Origin of the sequence: Alteraurantiacibacter lauratis, from assembly GCF_037154155.1 — a bacterium.
Taxonomy (GTDB): domain Bacteria; phylum Pseudomonadota; class Alphaproteobacteria; order Sphingomonadales; family Sphingomonadaceae; genus Alteraurantiacibacter; species Alteraurantiacibacter lauratis.
The window spans coordinates 96,821-114,925 of record NZ_JBANRN010000004.1; the positions used below are offsets into that span (position 1 = coordinate 96,821).

Genomic DNA, 18,105 nt, shown 5'->3' on the forward strand with positions numbered 1-18,105 from the left:
GCAACCGTCGCTGTCAGCACGATTGCGCCCGCGCCCGCCATTCCCCATATGTTCGCGCATGGCCGAACTCGTTATCCGTCGCGGACTGGAAGAACCCGATACTTCCGGCACATTCACCCCGCACAAGCCCGCGCGCCCGGAAAAGAGCATGGGTGGGCGGCCGTTCAAGCTGGTGTCCGATTACGAGCCTTCGGGCGACCAGCCCACCGCGATTGCCGAACTGGTGGAAGGCGCAAAAGCAGGCGAAAAGACGCAGGTGCTGCTGGGCGTCACCGGCAGCGGCAAGACCTTCACCATGGCATCGGTGATTGCCGAGTTGCAGCGCCCGGCGCTGATCCTTGCCCCCAACAAGATCCTTGCCGCGCAATTATACGGCGAATTCAAAAGCTTCTTTCCCGAAAACGCGGTCGAATATTTCGTATCCTATTACGATTACTACCAGCCCGAAGCCTATGTCCCGCGCTCCGATACCTATATCGAGAAGGAATCGAGCGTGAACGAGGCGATCGACCGGATGCGCCATTCGGCCACGCGCGCGCTGCTGGAACGCGACGATGTCATCATCGTCGCTTCGGTTTCCTGTCTGTATGGCATCGGGTCGGTGGAAACCTATTCCGCCATGATTTTCGACCTGAAGGCTGGCGAAAGCTACGACCAGCGCGAGATCATCCGCAAGCTGGTGGCGCTGCAATACAAGCGTAACGACGCCGCCTTTGCGCGCGGCAATTTTCGGGTGCGCGGGGACAGTCTGGAACTGTTTCCCAGCCATCTGGAGGACACCGCCTGGCGCATCAGCTTTTTCGGGGACGAGATCGAGGAAATATCCGAATTCGATCCGCTGACGGGCAAGAAGGGCGCATCGCTGGGCAAGGTGCGCATCTATGCCAACAGCCACTATGTCACCCCCGGTCCCACGATGAAGCAGGCCGCCGAAGCCATCCGCTTCGAGCTGGAGGAGCGGCTGAAGGAGCTTCACGCCGAAGGCCGCCTGCTGGAAGCGCAGCGGCTGGAACAGCGCACGCATTTCGATCTTGAGATGATCGCGGCCACCGGAAGCTGCGCGGGAATCGAGAATTACAGCCGTTTCCTGACCGGTCGCCTGCCCGGCGAACCACCGCCAACATTGTTCGAATACCTGCCCGAAAACGCGCTGCTGTTTGTCGATGAAAGCCACCAGACGATCCCGCAGATCGGCGCGATGGCGCGCGGCGACCACCGGCGCAAGCTGACACTGGCCGAGTACGGGTTCCGCCTGCCCAGTTGCATCGACAACCGCCCCTTGCGTTTCAACGAATGGGACGCGATGCGCCCGCAGACCTTCGCCGTGTCCGCCACGCCCGGCAATTGGGAAATGGAGCAGACAGGCGGCGCCTTTGCCGAACAGGTCATCCGCCCTACCGGCCTGATCGACCCCCCGGTGGAAATCCGCCCGGTGGAAGATCAGGTGCAGGATTGCATCGCCGAAGCGAAAGCCACCGCCGCCAATGGCTACCGCACGCTTGTCACCACCCTCACCAAGCGCATGGCCGAGGATCTGACCGAGTTCATGCACGAACAGGGCGTGCGCGTGCGCTATATGCATTCGGATGTGGAGACGCTGGAACGTATCGAGCTGATCCGCGATCTGCGCATGGGCGTGTATGACGTGCTGATCGGCATCAACCTGCTGCGCGAAGGGCTGGACATTCCCGAATGCGGGCTGGTGTGCATTCTGGATGCGGACAAGGAAGGCTTCCTGCGCTCCGAGACCTCGCTCATCCAGACCATCGGCCGCGCCGCGCGCAATGTGGATGGCCGGGTAATCCTGTATGCCGACCGGATAACGGGAAGCATGGAGCGCGCCATCGCGGAAACCGATCGCCGCCGCGAAAAGCAGCGCGCCTATAACGAGGCGCACGGCATCACCCCGCAAACAATCAAGCGCGCGATTGCCGATATCGTCGCGCACACTGCCGCGCAGGACGGCGTGCTGGTGGAGATCGATGCCGAAGGGGCCAACCACATGGTCGGCCACAATCTGCGCGCCTATATCGAGGAATTGGAAAAGAAGATGCGCGCCGCCGCCGCCGACCTCGAATTCGAGGAAGCCGGCCGCCTGCGCGACGAAATCCGCCGGCTCGAAAACCAGGAACTTGGTCTGCCCGACGACCAGAAAAAGGCGCCTTTGGTCGGCCGTTCCAATGAGGGCCGGCCGGGAACGCGCAAGACGCGGTATGGGAAGGTACAGAAGAAGTGGGGGAAGTGATGCGCTATCCCGCCGTGCTCCTGCCCTTCCTCCTCCTCGCCGCGTGCGAGCGGGGAGAACCTGCGCAGCGGGTTGAACTTGCTCCGTCTCGCGATGTGCCTGTGCAGGTGATGCGGCAATCGCCCGACACAACCGGCGCTGTGTGGCGGGTAGCCGAAAGCGGCCGCGCGATCGAGTTTGCCAAGGCGGGCGACCCGCCACTTCTGACGCTGGCCTGCCTGCTGGGCGATACGGCCCCACCGCAAATGCTGATCGTGCGCCATGCTCCTGCCCTGCCCAGGCAGAGCGCGCTGTTCCCGGTGATCGGCAACGGAATGCGCAGCCGCTTTTTCGTGGATGCGCGACTGACCGATGGCGAATGGCGGTGGGAAGGCGTGCTGGCGGCAAGCGATCCGATGTGGGACGTGTTCACCGGCCCGCGCGAGTTGCAGGCTACCTTGCCCGGCGGAGGGATGCTGAAAATCCCCGGCAGCCGCGTGCCGGGAGAGTTTGTGACCTGGTGCCGCGCAGGCGGGCAGGCAGAGCCAGCAAGCGAGCCTCCGGAGGCTCCGCTCAGCTAGCTTCGGCCAGATCCTGCAGCATCGTTGGCGTCAACACCTGCGGCAATTGTTCGCCCTCGCCGCCTGCGGGATACCACATATAGAGCGGCACGCCTGCTGCGCCTTGGGCGGTCAGGAAGCGGGTGATCTCCTCGTTGCGCAGCGTCCAGTCGCCGCGCATGGCAATGACGCCAGCCGCCTCGAACGCGGCCTTGGTGCTTTCCCGTTCGATCGCCACGCTTTCATTGACCTTGCAGGTGACGCACCAATCGGCGGTGAACCACAGGAACACCGGCTGCCCGCTGGCCCGCGCCTCGGCCAGATTGGCCTCGCTGTATTCGACCGGATCGAGCAACGACGCGCCCCCGCCCGGCTGCACGGCAGAGTAGCTTGAAGGGAGCGCAAAGGCACCGAACAGCGCAAAGGGCGCGGCGATCAGGGCAAAGGCGGGCCATGCCAGCTTGCCACGTTGCTGCAAGCGGCCCGTCACCGCCAGCGCGACCAGCACGCCCAGCGTGACCACGAGCGCCACCAGCGCAAACTCCCGCCCGCCCAGCCGGGTGAGCAGCCAGAGCAGCGCCAGAGCGGTCAGCCCCATCGGGATCGCCATCGCCCGGCGGAACGTGTTCATCCACGGTCCCGGCTTGGGCAAACGGCTGCGAAGCGCGGGCACGAAGCCGAGCAGCAGGAACGGCAGCGCCAGCCCCAGCCCCAGCATGGCGAACAGCAGCATGGCCGAGGCAGGCGGCAGCAGCAGCGCCGCCCCCAGGGCCGCCGCCATGAACGGCCCGGTGCAAGGCGTGGCCACAAAGGCCGCCAGCAACCCGGTAGCGAACGACGAGCCTGCGCCCTTGCCCAGTCCGCCCGCGCCGGCAAAGGAGAAACTCGGCACCTCGAACACACCGGCAAAATTGGCGGTGATCAGCACGGCGAGCACCAGCAACGCGACGACCACGCCCGGTTCCTGCAACTGGAACGCCCAGCCGACTTCCTCACCCCCGGCGCGCAGCACCAGCAGCAGCGCGCCAATCGCCATGCAGGCCAGCACCACGCCTGCTGTATAGGCAAGCCCTTCGATCCGCGCCTGCCGCTCGCTTTCGCCCGCACGCGCCAAAGTCATCGCCTTCAGGCTCAGGATCGGAAAGACGCAAGGCATGAGGTTGAGGAGCAAGCCCCCCGCAAGCGCGGCAAGGATCAGCGTCCACAGCGGCGCAGGATTGCCCGCCGCGCCGCCGCCCGCAATCCGCTCCCCGCCCGTGGGCACATCGCCCGGCACGGCGGTGAAGCCTACGCCGTTGCCCGCCTCGCCAAAGGCCAGAATCCCGCTGATTTCGCGCAGGGGATCGAAGGCGGGGGAAGATGCAGGCAGCACCAGATCGGCCAGCGGCACCTCGGCCACCACCAGATCGCCCTGGCGGTAGAAGATTTGCGGCGCGGCATAGGCGGTGCGTTTGTCGGCCGCGATCCTGTCCTGCTCCATGAAGATGTGCGGCGACGCCAGATCCATGCTTGCGGGCAACGGAATGGCAATGCGCAAAACATTGCCCGCCAAGGCAAAACGTGCGGTCGTATCGAGCGGCGGCGGCAGGGCCGCGCGCCACGTGTCGAACGGGTTCGCTCCGTTGCCAATCTGCTGCACCCGCAGCGTCAGTTCCGCCTGTTCGGGCACGCAGATCTGATCGGTGCAGGCCAGCCATTGCGCCGACAGGCTGATCGGCGGCACGCCCGCAATTGCCGCATTGGCGGGGACGGTGATGGGAACCAGCACCGCATATTCGCCCTTGAACACATGGTTCATCAGGCCCGCCAACACCAGCTTGGACGGCACCGGATATTGCGGCTCCCCCGCTTGCCAGCCTTGCGGAAGGCGCCAGTCGAGCTGCATCCCAAGGCCTGCATCGCCGGGATTGGACCAATAGCCGTGCCAGCCTTCCTTCGGCCGGAAATGCAGTGCCACCGTCAGCGTTTCGCCCGCCACTGGCGCGCCTTCGGCCACCAGATCGGCGGCGATGTTGTTGTCGCGCACAGGCTGAGCGGCGAGCGGAACTGCCGCCAGCAGCAGCGCAAGCAGAGCCGCGAAAAGCATCGGCACATCCCGGAAAAGGGACCACTGGCCTTTGGGAACACTTGCGCGGTGCATGGCGCACGATCTAGGGCTGTTGGCCATGAGCGACAAGCGCGATCTCCTGATCCTTGGCGGGGGGCTGGTGGGAATGACCCTTGCCCTTGCCGCGGCCCGCAAGGGGTTTTCCAGCCATGTGGTCGACCGGGCCGACCCGGCAGAACTGACGGTGGAAGGTTTCGACGGGCGCGCTTCCGCCATTTCCTCCGCCAGCTGGAACCTGTTTAGCAATATTGGCCTTGCCGATGCATTAGAGCCTTTCGGCTGCCCCATCGAAGCGATCGCGGTTACCGACGGGATGAAACCGGGCCGCATCGATTTCCGTCCGGAGCCCGAAGATGGCTCGCTGGGGCGGATGTTTGCCAACCGGCAATTGCGCCTGACGCTGTTCGAGGCGGCGAAGGCTGAACCGCTCATTACCTGGCACCAGAAGGCCGATGTGCTGCGCCGCCAGCGCGGCGAATATGCCGTTTCGGCCACTCTCGCCAACGGGCAGGAGCTTTCCGCCGCGCTGATGGTGGGGGCCGAAGGGCGGCTGTCTCCCACGCGTGAGGAGGCGGGCATTGCCATGGCGCAATGGGATTATGCGCACCGCGCGATCATTGCGGGGCTGACGCATGAAAAGCCGCACGGCAATGTGGCGTGGGAAATCTTCTACCCCGCCGGGCCGTTCGCGCTGCTTCCCCGGCTGGATGACGAACAGGGCCGCCACCGCAGCGCGCTGGTCTGGACGGTGGCGGAGCGCGACGCGACCGGCGTTCTCGCCATGAACCGCACCATGCTGCGCGCCGAAGTGGCCAAGCGGATGCACGGTGTGCTTGGCGATATCGATCTGGTGGGAACGGTCAGTTCCTATCCGCTGTCCTTCCAGCACACCGCGCGCATCACCGCGCCGCGCCTGGCGCTGGTGGGCGATGCGGCGCACGGAATGCATCCGATTGCCGGGCAAGGCCTCAATCTGGGCCTGCGCGATGTGGGCGCGCTGGTCGAAGTGCTGGTCGAAGGCGCGCGGCTGGGCCTCGACCTGGCCGATGCGCAATTGCTCAAGCGGTATGAGAACTGGCGCGCGCTCGATTCGCTCATGGTAATGTCCGCCACCGATGGCCTGAACCGGCTGTTCGGCATTCCGGGCCGCCTCCCCAGTGCGATCCGGCGGCTGGGCATGGGGCTGGTGCAGCGCACCCCGCCCTTGAAGCGTTTCTTCATGGACGAAGCGCGCGGAGTGAGCGGCGATATTCCCGAATTGCTGAAAGGCTAGGCCTTATTCGGCAAGCCCCGGTTGCTCCACCCGCTGACCGTCGCCATCGCGCAAGGAGCGCGATTCGTAAACCGCCGCCGCTTCCAGCGCTTCCAGCGCCCTTTGCGCTGCGGCATAGCGCTCCGCCCGGTCGAGCCAGTCCTGCGCCGCCTCAGCATTGGGCATGGCGCGCACTTCGGCAATTGCCCGTTCGATGCGGCCATTTTCCAGATTGGTGCGCGCGCGCGCCAGCCGCTGTTCGGCTGCGGGCGAAGGCGTATCGTCGGTCCGCACCGAAAAAAGCTGCGAAAGCTGGTAACGAAGCCTTGTGAACAGCCCTGCGCTGGAGGGGGTTTGCACAAGATTGCCGCTCAACCCGTCAAGCTGCACCAGCAATTGATCGAGCGTCACGGGGTCGCGCGAGGCATCGATCACGGTCTGCACCGCATTGGGGCGCGCTTCGCCAAAACGCAGGCGCAGCTGATCTTCCAGAAAGCCCAGCCGCTGCCCCCGGTCGATCGCACGGCGCGCGGCAAAGGCGATCAACATGCTTTCCGCGCGCGCCGCGTTGCCGGCGGCCGCCTGCGATTGCAGATCGAGCCGCGTGAGACGCTGTTCCAGCGCAGCCACGCGCTGGTCAAGTCCGCCGGTCTGCTCCGCGACCTGCTCCACCCGCTCTACCGTGGCGCGCACTTCCGCCGACACCGGCGTGGCGGACGCAGGCGGCGCAGGCACCAGACCGCGGCGGCTGAGCGCAGCCATCGGCAGGGTGGCGGGCGGAGGGGTTTCCTGCCGCACCGAAAACAGGCTTTGCCCGATCCAGCCGTTCTGGCGCGACACATAGAACATCGCGCCAGCGCCGAGCAGGAACGCCAGCAGCACGGCGGCAAGGATGGGCCACAGTGGCAAGCCAGCACGAACGGGGGCGGTGGCGGGGTGATCCATCAGGGGCGATCCGGTTTCGTCCATCGGCGGCCCTATTGGCACATCTTTTGCGCCAAGGCCAACAATGCGCCGTTGGCGGGCTTGGGCGCGAATTGCACCTCGGCCCAGCCCGCGCCCGCCGCTTCGGCAATGCGCGGCCCCAGCGCCGCCAGCCGCACGCCTGCGCGATCAATGCCGAGCCGGTCGCACTCCGCGGCAAAATGCTCCGCCGCACCGGCCGAATGGAGCAATACCAGCGCTCCGCCCGCCTGGAGCAGATCGGCCATTTCGCCAGGCATCGGCATATGCACAACCTCGTAGACTTCGCGCGTGGTCACGGTGATGTCTTCGGGCGGTTCGATCGGCACATGGCGCGCACCCGCCAGCCGCAACAGGCGAACCGGGCGTTCGGGGATCAGCGGCAGCAGTTGTTGCAACCCGCCGGTGCCCGCCATTCCCACGGTAAAGCCTGCTTCGGAGGCAGCTCTGCCCGTGGCTGGCCCTACGGCGAAAACAGGCTTGCTGCGATACCGCGCCAATCCCTCGCCCGCATGGCGAAAGGCATTGGCGCTGCCCGCCAGAATGGCATCGAAGCTGGCCGGATCAGGCCCCTCCCAGGCGAGTGGCCGCACTTCTGACAAGGGAAAGGCGGAAACGTCCAACCCCTTCTGCCGCGCCAATACGCACATCTGGGTGGCATGAGGTTCCGGGCGGAGCGTGATGATGGGGGGTTGCGTCACTCTTGTCCCTCGAAAAGCGCCCGGATGGCAGGGCTGGAACGCGACAGCAGATCGGCCGCCAATTGCTCAACCGCGCGGAGATTGCCGGCGGCAAAGCGGATTTGCGCGTCCACCCGCTCCGCCCCGTCGGGGCTGAACAGCGCTGCGCGCAGGTCGAGTTCGCCGCCCGCATGGTTGCACAGCACCGCGATGGCCGACTGGCACCCGCCGCCCAGCGCCGCCAGCAGCGCGCGCTCGGCCTCCACCTCGGCCCGGCTGGGCGCATGGTCGATGGCGGCGAGCAGTTGCTGCGTGCGGGCATCATCTGCCCGGCATTCCACCGCGATCGCGCCTTGCGAAGGCGCGGGCAACCATTCGTGCGGGTCGAGCGCATGGCCGACAGCGCCCTGCCCCAACCTTTCCAGTCCGGCAGCGGCAAGGAATGTCGCCTGCGCCTCCCCCGCCGCCAGCTTGCCCAGCCGCGTGGCGACATTTCCGCGAAACATCACCACCCGGCAATCAGGCCTGAGGTTGAGCAATTGCGCGGCGCGGCGCGGGGCGCTGGTGCCAACCACCGCGCGCGGCGGCAGATCGGCAAGCGAACTTGCCCCCACCAGCCTGTCGCGCTTGTCCGCGCGCGGCAGAATCGCCCCAAGCGTGAAGGCATCCGGGCGGATCGTCTCCACATCCTTGAGCGAATGGACGCTGGCGTCGATCACGCCTTCGCCCAGCCACTGGTCGAGTTCCTTGGTCCACAAGGCCTTGCCGCCGATTTCCGCGAGCGGCCGGTCGAGCACCTTGTCGCCGCTGGCGGTGACGGGAAACAGTTCCACCGCCGCCTCGTCCCAGCCGTGGGCGGCGCACAGGCGCGCGCGGGTTTCGTGGGCCTGCGCCATGGCGAGCGGCGAGGCGCGGGTTCCCAGTCTGAGTATTGGCGGTGTCGTCATAAGCGTGGCGCTTGCCCTAAAGGGCATTTGCGTTCAGGGGAAGCGGCAGGATGGCGCTGATACTCGGCATAGAAAGTTCGTGCGATGAAACGGCGGCCGCGCTGGTGGATTCGGATCGCCGCATTCTGGCGCAGGCGATTGCCAGCCAGGAGGCCGAGCACGCGCCCTATGGCGGTGTGGTGCCCGAAATCGCCGCCCGCGCCCATGCAGAACGCCTGGTGCCCCTGATCGAACGGGTGCTGAAAGAGGCCGGCAAGACCCTGAGCGATCTCGACGGCATTGCCGCCACGGCCGGGCCGGGGCTGATCGGCGGGGTGATGGTGGGTCTGGTCACCGCCAAGGCGCTGGCCATGGCGGGCGATCTGCCGCTGCTGGCGATCAACCATCTGGAAGGCCACGCGCTCAGCCCGCGTCTGGCCGATCCCGCCCTGCAATTTCCTTATGCGCTGCTGCTGGTGTCGGGCGGGCATTGCCAGATTTTGCGGGTGGACGGCCCCGGCCAGTACCGCCGCCTTGCCACCACCATCGACGATGCGCTGGGCGAGGCGTTCGACAAGACCGCCAAGATTCTGGGCCTCGGCTATCCCGGCGGCCCGGCGGTGGAGAAGCTGGCGCTGGCGGGAAATCCGTGCGCCGTGCCGCTCCCCCGCCCGCTGGTGGGCAGCGGCGAGATGCATTTCTCCTTCGCCGGCCTCAAAAGCGCGGTGCTGCGCGCGGTGGAAAGCGGCCAGCACGCTCCCGAAGACATTGCCGCCAGTTTTCAGGCGGCGGCGGTAGATTGCATTATCGACCGCACCCGGATAGCGCTGGGCGCCATGGGGCCGGTCAGCGCGCTGGTGGTTGCAGGCGGGGTTGCGGCGAATCAGACGATCCGCGCCGCGCTGGAAGACCTTGCCGCAAACCACGACTTGCCCTTCACCGCGCCGCCGCTGGCGCTGTGCACCGATAACGCCGCGATGATTGCCTGGGCGGGGGTGGAGCGCATGGAAGCCGGTTTCCCGGCCGATCCGCTGGACGTGGCCGCACGCCCGCGCTGGCCGCTGGACCCTGCGGCAGAACCGGCACGCGGCGCAGGGGTGAAAGCATGACGAGGTTCAAGACTGGCGTGGTGGGCGCGGGTGCATGGGGCACCGCATTGGCGCAGATGCTGGGCGCGGACGGCACGCCCGTGCTGCTGTGGGCGTTGGAGGATGGGCTGGCCGACGCGATCAACCGCGATCACCGCAACGACCTCTACCTCCCCTCCGCCACGCTGGCCCGCACCATCCGGGCGACTGGCAATCTCTCCGACCTGGCCGCGTGCGACATCCTGCTGATCGTCACCCCGGCGCAGCATCTGGGCAGCGTGCTTTCGCGCCTGCCGCGTTTGCCGCGCGATCTGGTGCTGTGTTCGAAGGGGATCGAAGCGGGCACGGGCCGCATGATGCACGAAGTGGCGCACGCCATCGCGCCTGCCAGCGACATTGCCGTCCTGTCCGGCCCCACCTTTGCACATGAAGTGGCCGCCGGTCTTCCCACCGCCGTGACGCTGGCCTGTGGCGGAGGCGAGGCGCAATGGGAAAGGCTGGCCCCCGCCCTCGCCCGTCCTGCCTTCCGCCCCTATTATTCGGACGATCTGGCCGGCGCCGAAGTGGGCGGATCGGTGAAGAACGTCCTCGCCATTGCCTGCGGCGTGGTGGATGGCCTCAAGCTGGGCCAGAACGCGCGCGCAGCGCTCATCAGCCGCGGCTATGCCGAAATGCTGCGCTTTGGCGAGGCAATGGGTGCGCGGGCCGCGACGCTGGCGGGATTGTGCGGCCTCGGCGATCTGGTGCTCACCTGCTCATCCACTTCCAGCCGCAATTTCAGCCTGGGCAAGGCGCTGGGTGAAGGGCAGAGCGCACGCGATCTGCTGCGCGAGAGGCGCACCGTGGCCGAAGGCGCGCACACCGCGCCGGTGCTGCGCGATCTGGCCGCGCGCCACGGCGTATCAATGCCGATTGTGGAAGCGGTCTGCGCGCTGCTGGACGGCGGCAATGCCACCGAAATTGCGCAAACCATGCTAACCCGCCCGCTCAAGGCGGAAATGCCCGCTGGCGAAAGCGCACCGCGTTGAGCGACACGCAGCAATCGGGCGATATCGCCAGGCTCGCCAAGGGCGGGCGCACCAATTTCATGGGGTTCCTGCTGCGCCTGCTGGCGCGCCTGCCTTTCCTGTTCATCGCGGGCCAGCTGTATGGCGCAGCGGCGGTGGGGCGGTTTGCCTCTGCCCTCGTCATCGTCGAACTGCTGGCGCTCGTCTGCTCGATCGGGGAGAAGCGCGGGCTGGCGCAGCGGCTGGCCGAAGGCAAGGAAGCCGATCCCGCTGGTCTGATTGCCGATGCAATGCTGGTGGCGCTGGTGCTTTCCAGCGTGGCGGCGGCGGCGCTGTATTTCGTTCCCGCGCCGCTTTTCCCATCAGGCATCTACGCCGATCTCGATCTGTGGATCGTGCTGGCGATCCCCGGTTACGCGCTGACCGAAATCGTGCTGGCAGCACAAGCCTACCGCTATGACATCGCCACAACCGTGCGGGCGCGCGCGGTGGTGGAGCCGTGGACGATCTCGATCCTGGCGGGCGTGTTCTTTTATATCGGTCCCTTGCGGGAATCGGGACTGGCGATGGCCTATCTCGCCTCGATCTATGCCGGACTTGCCACGGCGCTGTGGTCCTATCTGCGCAGCTATGGCCTGCCGCGCCACTGGTCGCCGCATCCGGTGCGGCTCTGGCGCATGACCGCACGCGCGCTGCCGCTGGCGGTGGCCGATGCGATCGAATGGGGCACACGGCGGCTAGACATCTTCATCCTGGGCCTGTTTGCCGGGCCCGTGGCGGTGGGCATCTATTACATGGCGCAGCAGGTAGCGAGCCTGCCCCAAAAGCTCAAAACCAGTTTCGAACCCATCCTTGGCCCGGTCATCACCGCGCGCCTGAAGGAGAGGGATTATGCCGCCATTGCGCGTCAGGTGTGCCAGGTGGGCTTCTGGATCGTGGCGGCGCAGGCTGGCATTGCGCTGGCGCTGGGGATTCCGGGCGAAGCGCTGATGGGCCTGTTCGGATCGGGCGGAGAGTTCGTGCCGGGCACAGGGGCGCTGGCCTTCCTGCTGATGGCCGAAGTGGTGGCGGCCACTGCCGTTGTTGCCGAGGCCGCGCTGGTCTATGTCGCCCGCCTGCGCAATCTGTGGGTGTCGATCGGCACGATTGTGCTGCAAGGCCTGCTCACCGTGGTGTTGATGGTCATCATCGGCCGGGTGGATTTCGCCCAGCCCGAAAGCGCCGATTACTACCGCGCGGCTGCAGCGGCCGCGGCGCTTATGCTGGCGCTGGGGGTGGCTTCGCTGGTGAAGGCCACCATGTTGGGGCGCATTCTGGGCCATCCGATCAACAATTGGCGATGGCCGCTGGTCTGGGCCTGTGCCGCAGCGGTGGCAGTGGGGCAGATTGCGATCTTGCTGCCCGAATGGATGGAACTGGCCTTTGGCATCCCGGCCATTCTGGCGGCCTATGGCTGGATCATCTGGACGCGCGGCTTCGGGCCGGAAGACCGCGTGCTGTTCCGCCGCCGCTTGCAGGATGACGACAAGCTTGCATAAGCTGCGGGCACAGGTTTGAGGGGTCTGCCATGGCGGAAATGATTCAGGCAAATGCGGCGCTGCTGGTGGCGGCGCTGATTGTGCTTCTTCTGGTGATGTGGTTCGTGATCGCCGCCAATCGCAAGGCGCGCATCCAGCGCGATAGCGATGCGCAGGATGCGCAGGCGCGGCGCAACCAGGCGTTGATCGATGCGCCGCCTGCGGTGGTGAAGGAAACGATTCCCCCGCCCGTTCCCGAAGCTGCGCCGGTCGCGGCGGCGGCCGCCGTCACGCAGACTACGCCCGCCGCTGCATCCGGCGATGACCTGACGCAGATCAAGGGACTTGGCCCCAAGATCGCCGCGCAGCTTGCCGGCATGGGCATCACCAGTTTTGCCCAGATCGCCGCGTGGGACGATGCCGAAATCGACCGCGTGGACGCGCTGATGGGCCGCTTTGCCGGACGCATCCGGCGCGACCGGTGGGTGGAACAGGCCCGGCTGCTGGCGGCAGGCGACAAGGCCGGTTTCGCCGCGCATTTCGGTAACGGTTGAGGGCACCCAAAGCAGGCATTGGCTTGACCGGCCAACACGGCTAAGGCGGTTTCAAAGGAGACTTGTTTGATGGCCACCCCTCAATGACCCACATGGTGCCGTTCGATTGGGCCGATCCGCTCAATCTCGACGATCAACTGACCGACGAGGAGCGGATGATCCGCGATGCCGCGCACGGCTTTGCGCAAGATGTGTTGCAACCGCGTGTGATCGAAGATTTCGCGCAAGAGGCCGACGCGCGCGAACTGTTCCCGCAAATGGGCGAGGCGGGCCTTTTGGGCGTGACGATCCCGCCCGAATATGGCGGCGCGGGCGCGTCCTATGTCGCCTATGGCCTTATCGCGCGCGAGATCGAGCGGGTGGATTCGGGCTATCGCAGCATGGCAAGCGTGCAATCCAGCCTCGTGATGCATCCGATCCACGCCTATGGCTCGGAAGAGCAGCGGCAAAAATACCTGCCCGGTCTGGCGAGCGGCCAGCTTATCGGTTGCTTTGGCCTGACCGAACCCGATGCCGGATCGGACCCCGCCGGCATGCGCACCGTGGCCCGCGCCGATGGCGCCGGCTACCGCATTTCCGGCGCGAAAACCTGGATTTCCAACTCGCCCTTTGCCGATGTCTTCGTCGTCTGGGCGAAAAGCGAGGCGCATGGCGGACGCGTGCGCGGCTTTGTGCTGGAAAAGGGCATGGCCGGGCTGGACGCCCCCAAGATCGCGGGCAAACTGTCTCTGCGCGCCAGCACCACCGGCATGATCATGATGGATGATGTGCGCCTGCCCGCCGACGCGCTGCTGCCGAATGTGGAGGGCATGAAGGGGCCGTTCGGCTGCCTTAACCGTGCGCGCTATGGCATTTCGTGGGGCGCGATGGGCGCGGCCGAGTTCTGCCTCGCCGCCGCACGGCAATACGGCCTCGATCGCAAGCAGTTCGGCCGCCCGCTCGCCGCCAACCAACTGTTCCAGAAAAAGCTGGCCGATATGCTCACCGAAATTGCGCTGGGGCTTCAGGCGTCCCTGCGGGTCGGACGGCTGATGGACGAGGGCCGCTTTGCGCCCGACATGATTTCCATCGTCAAGCGCAACAATGTCGGCAAGGCGCTGGATGTCGCGCGGATGGCGCGCGACATGCATGGCGGCAACGGCATTTCCGAGGAATACCAGGTGATGCGGCACATGCTGAACCTCGAAACGGTCAACACCTATGAAGGCACGCACGATGTCCATGCGCTGATCCTGGGGCGCGCAATCACTGGAATTTCGGCGTTCTGAACAGGCGGATCAGTTCGCTTGTTCCACCGCCATTTGCTGCAATTGCCGCGCCGCTTCATCCAGCGCCCGCCGCGCGACGGCGCTGCGCGCGGGCCATGCGCCCAGCACGCCAGACAATTCGGCAAGCAGCGCCCATTCCTCGGTCGAGACATCGTCGCCAAGGCCGTGCGCAAACCTGACCCAATCCGGTTCGCCGTTCGCCGCATGCGCCATGATGTGCCGTATCGCCCCCTCTAACGCTTGCCTCTGCGCCTAAGGGTCTTGGGCAGGATGCATTACAGTTTCGTGACAGGGGGAAGATGTGACAGCGCGTGACCAACATGTCTTTGCGACGAGTCAAGAATGGCACCCCTTGCATCGCGGGCCCGGCAAGGCGATGAGATGCGGGCAGCATATGCGCAAAGGTTGATCGCCATCTTCCCCCGTCCCCTCCACCTTCCTGCCCGCTTCCACGACCTGCGCCAGCGGCTTGGTGCCAAGGGCATGGGCCTCGCCCTTGCGCTGCTGCTCGAAGCCGTGCTGCTGCTGATGCTGCTGTCGCTGGGCACGGGCATAATCGGGCCGGGATCGGCGGACGAGGCAATGGTCAGCGTCAGCTTCGAGCGCGCCGAACAAGCCGACGCCGCTGTTGAGGAACCGGAGTCGGAAGCAGAGCAGGATACACCCGCGCCTGTGCCGCTTCCGGCAATTCCGGCGGAACAGGCCGCCCCGCCCTTGCCAACCGCCCTGCCCATCCCGCCTGCAGAAACCACACCCGCCCCGCGTCCTCAACCGGCGCCCACGCCGCAGGAGGAACGCCGACGGCCCGATACGCCAAGCGGTTCCACCATCGGCGTGCGCCTGCGCGAAGAGGCATCCGGCCCCGCCGCGCCCGCGCGGTCATCCGCGAATGACAGCGCGGTGGTAGGCACGGCGCCCGACGGTTCGCCGCTTTACGCCGCGCGCTGGTACAAGGAGCCGACCGATCAGGAAATGGCCGGATACCTCCAGACCGCCACGCCAGGAATGGCGCTGATCGCGTGCCGCACCGCGCCCGGATGGCGGGTGGAGGATTGCGTCGGGCTGGAGGAATATCCCGCCGGTTCGAACATGCTGCGCGCCGTTCTGGCGATGGCGTGGCAGTTCCAGGTGCGCCCGCCCCGCCGCGGCGACGATGTGCTGGTGGGCAGCTGGGTGCGCATCCGCATTGATTATTCAACGCGCCGCCGGGGCTAGGATCAGCCGCCGATCAGATCGCTGATATCGGTGTCGCGCCACGGATCGGGCAGGCTGGATTGCGGGCAATATTGCCAGTCAACCGGTTCACTGTCTGAATCATAGGTGAGGCGGAACGATTGCTCGCCGGTCACTTTGACCTGACTGACGACTTCGTAAATCGTCGTCTCGCGCCCCCATGCCTCGCCATTGTCCGAACAGCTTTGCGTGACTTGAAACGCGCTGGGCGCAACCTGCTCTATCCGGCTGAATTCGCACGGCTCGCGCGAGGAATTGATACCGGATTTGTGCAGGAGGATCAGCGTGGCGTTGGATGCCGAACCGCAGCTTTCCCCATCGCTGATATAAAAACCCGGTGGCAGAGGCAGTGCTTCTACCACAGCCGCATCCTGCTGCTGCTGCGCCTCAGCCGCCTCCCCACTGGTGCACGCCGCCAACGGACAAGCCGCCAGCGCTACCAGTAATAACTGCATCCGCATGATCTGCCCTCCTCTGCCTGAGGAGAGCGGACACATCCGCACAGGTCAAGCCCGGCCAATCACTCAACCAGCATCAGCGCGTCGAGCGCGACCACGCCCTCGCCCGCCGGATGGATGATGACGGGGTTGAGGTCGATTTCGCGGATACGCGGATTGCCAGCCATCACGCGGCCCATCTGCACGATGAGATCAGCCAGCGCATCGACATCCAGCGGGGGCGCGCCGCGCCAGCCTTTCAGGATCGGCGCCTGCTTCAGACTCATCAGACCGGCAACCACCTGATCCTTGCCCATGTCGGGGGTGAACAGCTTCACATCCTTCAGGATCTCGGCAGTCACGCCGCCAAAGCCCGCCAGCACCACCGGCCCCCATTCGGGATCGGATTTGGCGCCCACGATCATTTCGGTGCCCATGCGGCCCATTTTTTCCACCAGCACACCGTCCAGCGCGATAGAGGCGTCATAGGCGGCGACATTGGTGAACATGCGGTCGAAGGCAGCGCGCACATCGTCGGCGGTCTTGAGGTTCAGCAGCACCGCGCCCGCGTCGCTCTTGTGGCCGAGGGCGGCCGCCTGCCCCTTCATCACCACCGGATAGCCGATGGCTTCGGCCGCGGCGACCGCATCATCGGCACTGGCGGCAAAGCGGCTTTCGGGGAAGCTGATGCCCAGCGGGCGCAGCAGTTCCTTCGCCTTGTATTCGGGCACCACGCCGCTGACAGCATCGATGCCATCCACGGCAAGCGGCGGCAGCGACTGGTCGGACAGGTCGCGCTTCGAAAGGTCAGCCAGCCGCGCAATCGCGCGATAGGCGCGTTCGGTGCTGGGGAACCAGGGGATGCCCACCTTGCGCAGGCCTTCGATATATTCTTCCGGCACATTCGCGCCTTCATCCACCCCGGCAAAGACCAGTGGCTTGGCAAAGGTGCCGTCCTGCAGCACCTTGATAATGGCCGGAAACTTGATCTTGGAGGTGATCGGGTCGGACTGGATGATGCTGGCCACCACCGAACCAATGCGGTCATCCTCCAGCAGCGCGGTCAGCACCTTGGTGTAGATTTCGGGTTCAGACAGGCCCACGGCAGTGATGTCAGTGGGGTTCGACACCGGCACGAAGTCGGGCAGGATCGCGCGCAGTGCGGGCGAATTTTCATCGTCCAGATGGACGAGATCGAGCCCAATGTCCTCGGCAATGTCAAAGGCCAGTCCGCGCAGCGCGCCGCTTTCGCCCAGCACCGCCATCGCCGCGCCCGGCAGGCTTTTGCAGCGCAGCGCAATCTCGGTGATGTCGCCCAGCTCTTCCAGCGTGTCCGCAAAGATCACGCCTTCGCGCGCCAGCTTGGTTTTCATCAGCGCGTAATCGCCCGCCATCGCCCCGGTATGCGTGGCGGCGCTTTCCTGCGCTTTGGAGCTTTTGCCCGGATGCAGCATCACGATGGGCTTGCCCGCCGCACGCGCACGGCGGGCCGCGGCGATGAAAGCGCGCGGGCGGCGCAGGCTTTCCACATACATGGCGATGACATGGGTGTCTTCGTCATCCACCAACCATTCGACGAAATCCTCCACCCCGGCGGCCGCTTCGTTGCCGGTGGAGACGGAGGTCGAGACATACAGGCCGCGCGGATGCAGCGCGGTGGCGAGCACGGCGGCGAGTGCGCCCGACTGACTGGCAATCCCCACTGCGCGGGTGCCCTTGGGCGGCGACTTCATGTTGGTTTCGACGAAGGTCAACGGCACGCGCGCGACATAATTGGTGCAGCCAAGGCAGTTTGGCCCTTCGATCACCATGCCGTATTCAGCGGCGATGCGGCCCAGTTCGAGCTGGTCGCGCATGCCTTCCTCGCCCGCTTCGGAGAAACCGGCGGAATAGATCACCGCCGCGCCGCAGCCACGCTCGGCCAATGCACGCACCGTGTCGACCACGAAGGGACGCGGGATCGCCAGAACGGCGCAGTCCACACCGTGCGGCAGGTCGGCCACGGTATGATAGACTTTCAGGCCCAGCAGCTCGTCGCGCTTGGGATTGACCGGGTAGATGTCGCCCGCAAATTCATACTGCACGAGGTTGTTGAGCAGCGTTGCCCCCAGCGCGCCGTGCCGATCCGATGCACCGATCACCGCCACCGATTTGGGGCGCAGCAGGCGGTCGATCTGTTCATTGGTAAAGCGGCGGGTGGTCATCGAAACTCTCTCCCAGAAACGCGCCACGCCGTCAGCGGGGGCGCCAATGTCCTCGTGTGGCTTTAACGCGCGGCAAAGGGCGCGT

The 18,105-nt window shown here is 66.0% G+C and carries 16 protein-coding genes; 9 read left to right on the plus strand and 7 right to left on the minus strand.

Annotation, left to right across the window (positions count from 1 at the left end):
• Positions 1-58: 58 nt before the first annotated feature.
• The gene (gene uvrB, locus WFP39_RS05605; RefSeq protein WP_336918216.1) at positions 59-2,245 is read left to right on the plus strand and encodes an excinuclease ABC subunit UvrB; all 2,187 of its coding nucleotides are present in this window, start codon (positions 59-61) and stop codon (positions 2,243-2,245) included.
• Complete coding sequence (locus tag WFP39_RS05610; RefSeq protein WP_336918217.1) at positions 2,245-2,805, plus strand: hypothetical protein; 561 nt, start codon at positions 2,245-2,247, stop codon at positions 2,803-2,805. The genes uvrB and WFP39_RS05610 overlap by 1 nt, the downstream gene beginning before the upstream one ends.
• Here the strand turns inward: WFP39_RS05610 and WFP39_RS05615 are convergent.
• Positions 2,798-4,870 (minus strand): protein-disulfide reductase DsbD family protein, encoded by a 2,073-nt coding sequence (locus tag WFP39_RS05615; protein WP_336918218.1) that lies wholly within the window; start codon positions 4,868-4,870, stop codon positions 2,798-2,800. The genes WFP39_RS05610 and WFP39_RS05615 overlap by 8 nt on opposite strands.
• Positions 4,871-4,949: 79 nt before the next feature.
• On the opposite strand from WFP39_RS05615, the gene WFP39_RS05620 reads away from it, so the two are divergent.
• The gene (locus WFP39_RS05620; RefSeq protein ID WP_336918219.1) at positions 4,950-6,164 is read left to right on the plus strand and encodes an FAD-dependent monooxygenase; all 1,215 of its coding nucleotides are present in this window, start codon (positions 4,950-4,952) and stop codon (positions 6,162-6,164) included.
• A 3-nt stretch (positions 6,165-6,167) separates the two neighbouring features.
• On the opposite strand, the gene WFP39_RS05625 is transcribed toward WFP39_RS05620, so the two are convergent.
• The 3 genes from WFP39_RS05625 to hemC are packed head-to-tail and all read right to left on the minus strand — an operon-like array spanning position 6,168 to position 8,733.
• The gene (locus tag WFP39_RS05625) at positions 6,168-7,112 is read right to left on the minus strand and encodes a hypothetical protein (protein ID WP_336918220.1); all 945 of its coding nucleotides are present in this window, start codon (positions 7,110-7,112) and stop codon (positions 6,168-6,170) included.
• An 8-nt stretch (positions 7,113-7,120) separates the two neighbouring features.
• Positions 7,121-7,807: a uroporphyrinogen-III synthase gene (locus WFP39_RS05630; RefSeq protein ID WP_336918221.1), complete on the minus strand. Its 687-nt coding sequence runs from the start codon at positions 7,805-7,807 to the stop codon at positions 7,121-7,123.
• The gene (gene hemC, locus WFP39_RS05635) at positions 7,804-8,733 is read right to left on the minus strand and encodes a hydroxymethylbilane synthase (RefSeq protein ID WP_336918222.1); all 930 of its coding nucleotides are present in this window, start codon (positions 8,731-8,733) and stop codon (positions 7,804-7,806) included. Before hemC ends, WFP39_RS05630 begins: the two co-directional genes overlap by 4 nt.
• Before the next feature lie 50 nt (positions 8,734-8,783).
• Between hemC and tsaD the strand changes: the two genes are divergently transcribed.
• From tsaD to WFP39_RS05660, 5 genes are all read left to right on the plus strand, one after another.
• Positions 8,784-9,821 (plus strand): tRNA (adenosine(37)-N6)-threonylcarbamoyltransferase complex transferase subunit TsaD, encoded by a 1,038-nt coding sequence (gene tsaD / locus WFP39_RS05640; RefSeq protein ID WP_336918224.1) that lies wholly within the window; start codon positions 8,784-8,786, stop codon positions 9,819-9,821.
• Positions 9,818-10,828: an NAD(P)H-dependent glycerol-3-phosphate dehydrogenase gene (locus WFP39_RS05645; RefSeq protein WP_336918225.1), complete on the plus strand. Its 1,011-nt coding sequence runs from the start codon at positions 9,818-9,820 to the stop codon at positions 10,826-10,828. The genes tsaD and WFP39_RS05645 overlap by 4 nt, the downstream gene beginning before the upstream one ends.
• A gap of 59 nt (positions 10,829-10,887) precedes the next feature.
• A complete protein-coding gene (locus tag WFP39_RS05650) occupies positions 10,888-12,345 on the plus strand; it encodes a lipopolysaccharide biosynthesis protein (RefSeq protein ID WP_336918370.1) in 1,458 nt (485 codons plus the stop codon).
• A 29-nt stretch (positions 12,346-12,374) separates the two neighbouring features.
• Complete coding sequence (locus WFP39_RS05655; RefSeq protein WP_336918226.1) at positions 12,375-12,878, plus strand: helix-hairpin-helix domain-containing protein; 504 nt, start codon at positions 12,375-12,377, stop codon at positions 12,876-12,878.
• Positions 12,879-12,970: 92 nt separating this feature from the next.
• Positions 12,971-14,146 carry an acyl-CoA dehydrogenase gene (locus WFP39_RS05660; RefSeq protein WP_336918371.1) on the plus strand — a complete coding sequence of 392 codons (1,176 nt, stop codon included), beginning with the start codon at positions 12,971-12,973 and terminating at the stop codon, positions 14,144-14,146.
• A gap of 9 nt (positions 14,147-14,155) precedes the next feature.
• Here the strand turns inward: WFP39_RS05660 and WFP39_RS05665 are convergent, their stop codons facing one another.
• On the minus strand, positions 14,156-14,359 hold the full coding sequence (locus tag WFP39_RS05665) for a hypothetical protein (protein ID WP_336918227.1): 204 nt from the start codon (positions 14,357-14,359) through the stop codon (positions 14,156-14,158).
• A gap of 168 nt (positions 14,360-14,527) precedes the next feature.
• On the opposite strand from WFP39_RS05665, the gene WFP39_RS05670 reads away from it, so the two are divergent.
• The gene (locus tag WFP39_RS05670; RefSeq protein ID WP_336918228.1) at positions 14,528-15,361 is read left to right on the plus strand and encodes a hypothetical protein; all 834 of its coding nucleotides are present in this window, start codon (positions 14,528-14,530) and stop codon (positions 15,359-15,361) included.
• 2 nt (positions 15,362-15,363) lie between these two features.
• Here the strand turns inward: WFP39_RS05670 and WFP39_RS05675 are convergent, their stop codons facing one another.
• Together WFP39_RS05675 and WFP39_RS05680 are read right to left on the minus strand one after the other, a co-directional pair.
• Positions 15,364-15,840 (minus strand): hypothetical protein, encoded by a 477-nt coding sequence (locus tag WFP39_RS05675; RefSeq protein WP_336918229.1) that lies wholly within the window; start codon positions 15,838-15,840, stop codon positions 15,364-15,366.
• 59 nt (positions 15,841-15,899) lie between these two features.
• Positions 15,900-18,020, minus strand: coding sequence for an acetate--CoA ligase family protein (locus WFP39_RS05680; RefSeq protein ID WP_336918231.1), 2,121 nt, complete (start codon positions 18,018-18,020; stop codon positions 15,900-15,902).
• Positions 18,021-18,105: the final 85 nt, after the last annotated feature.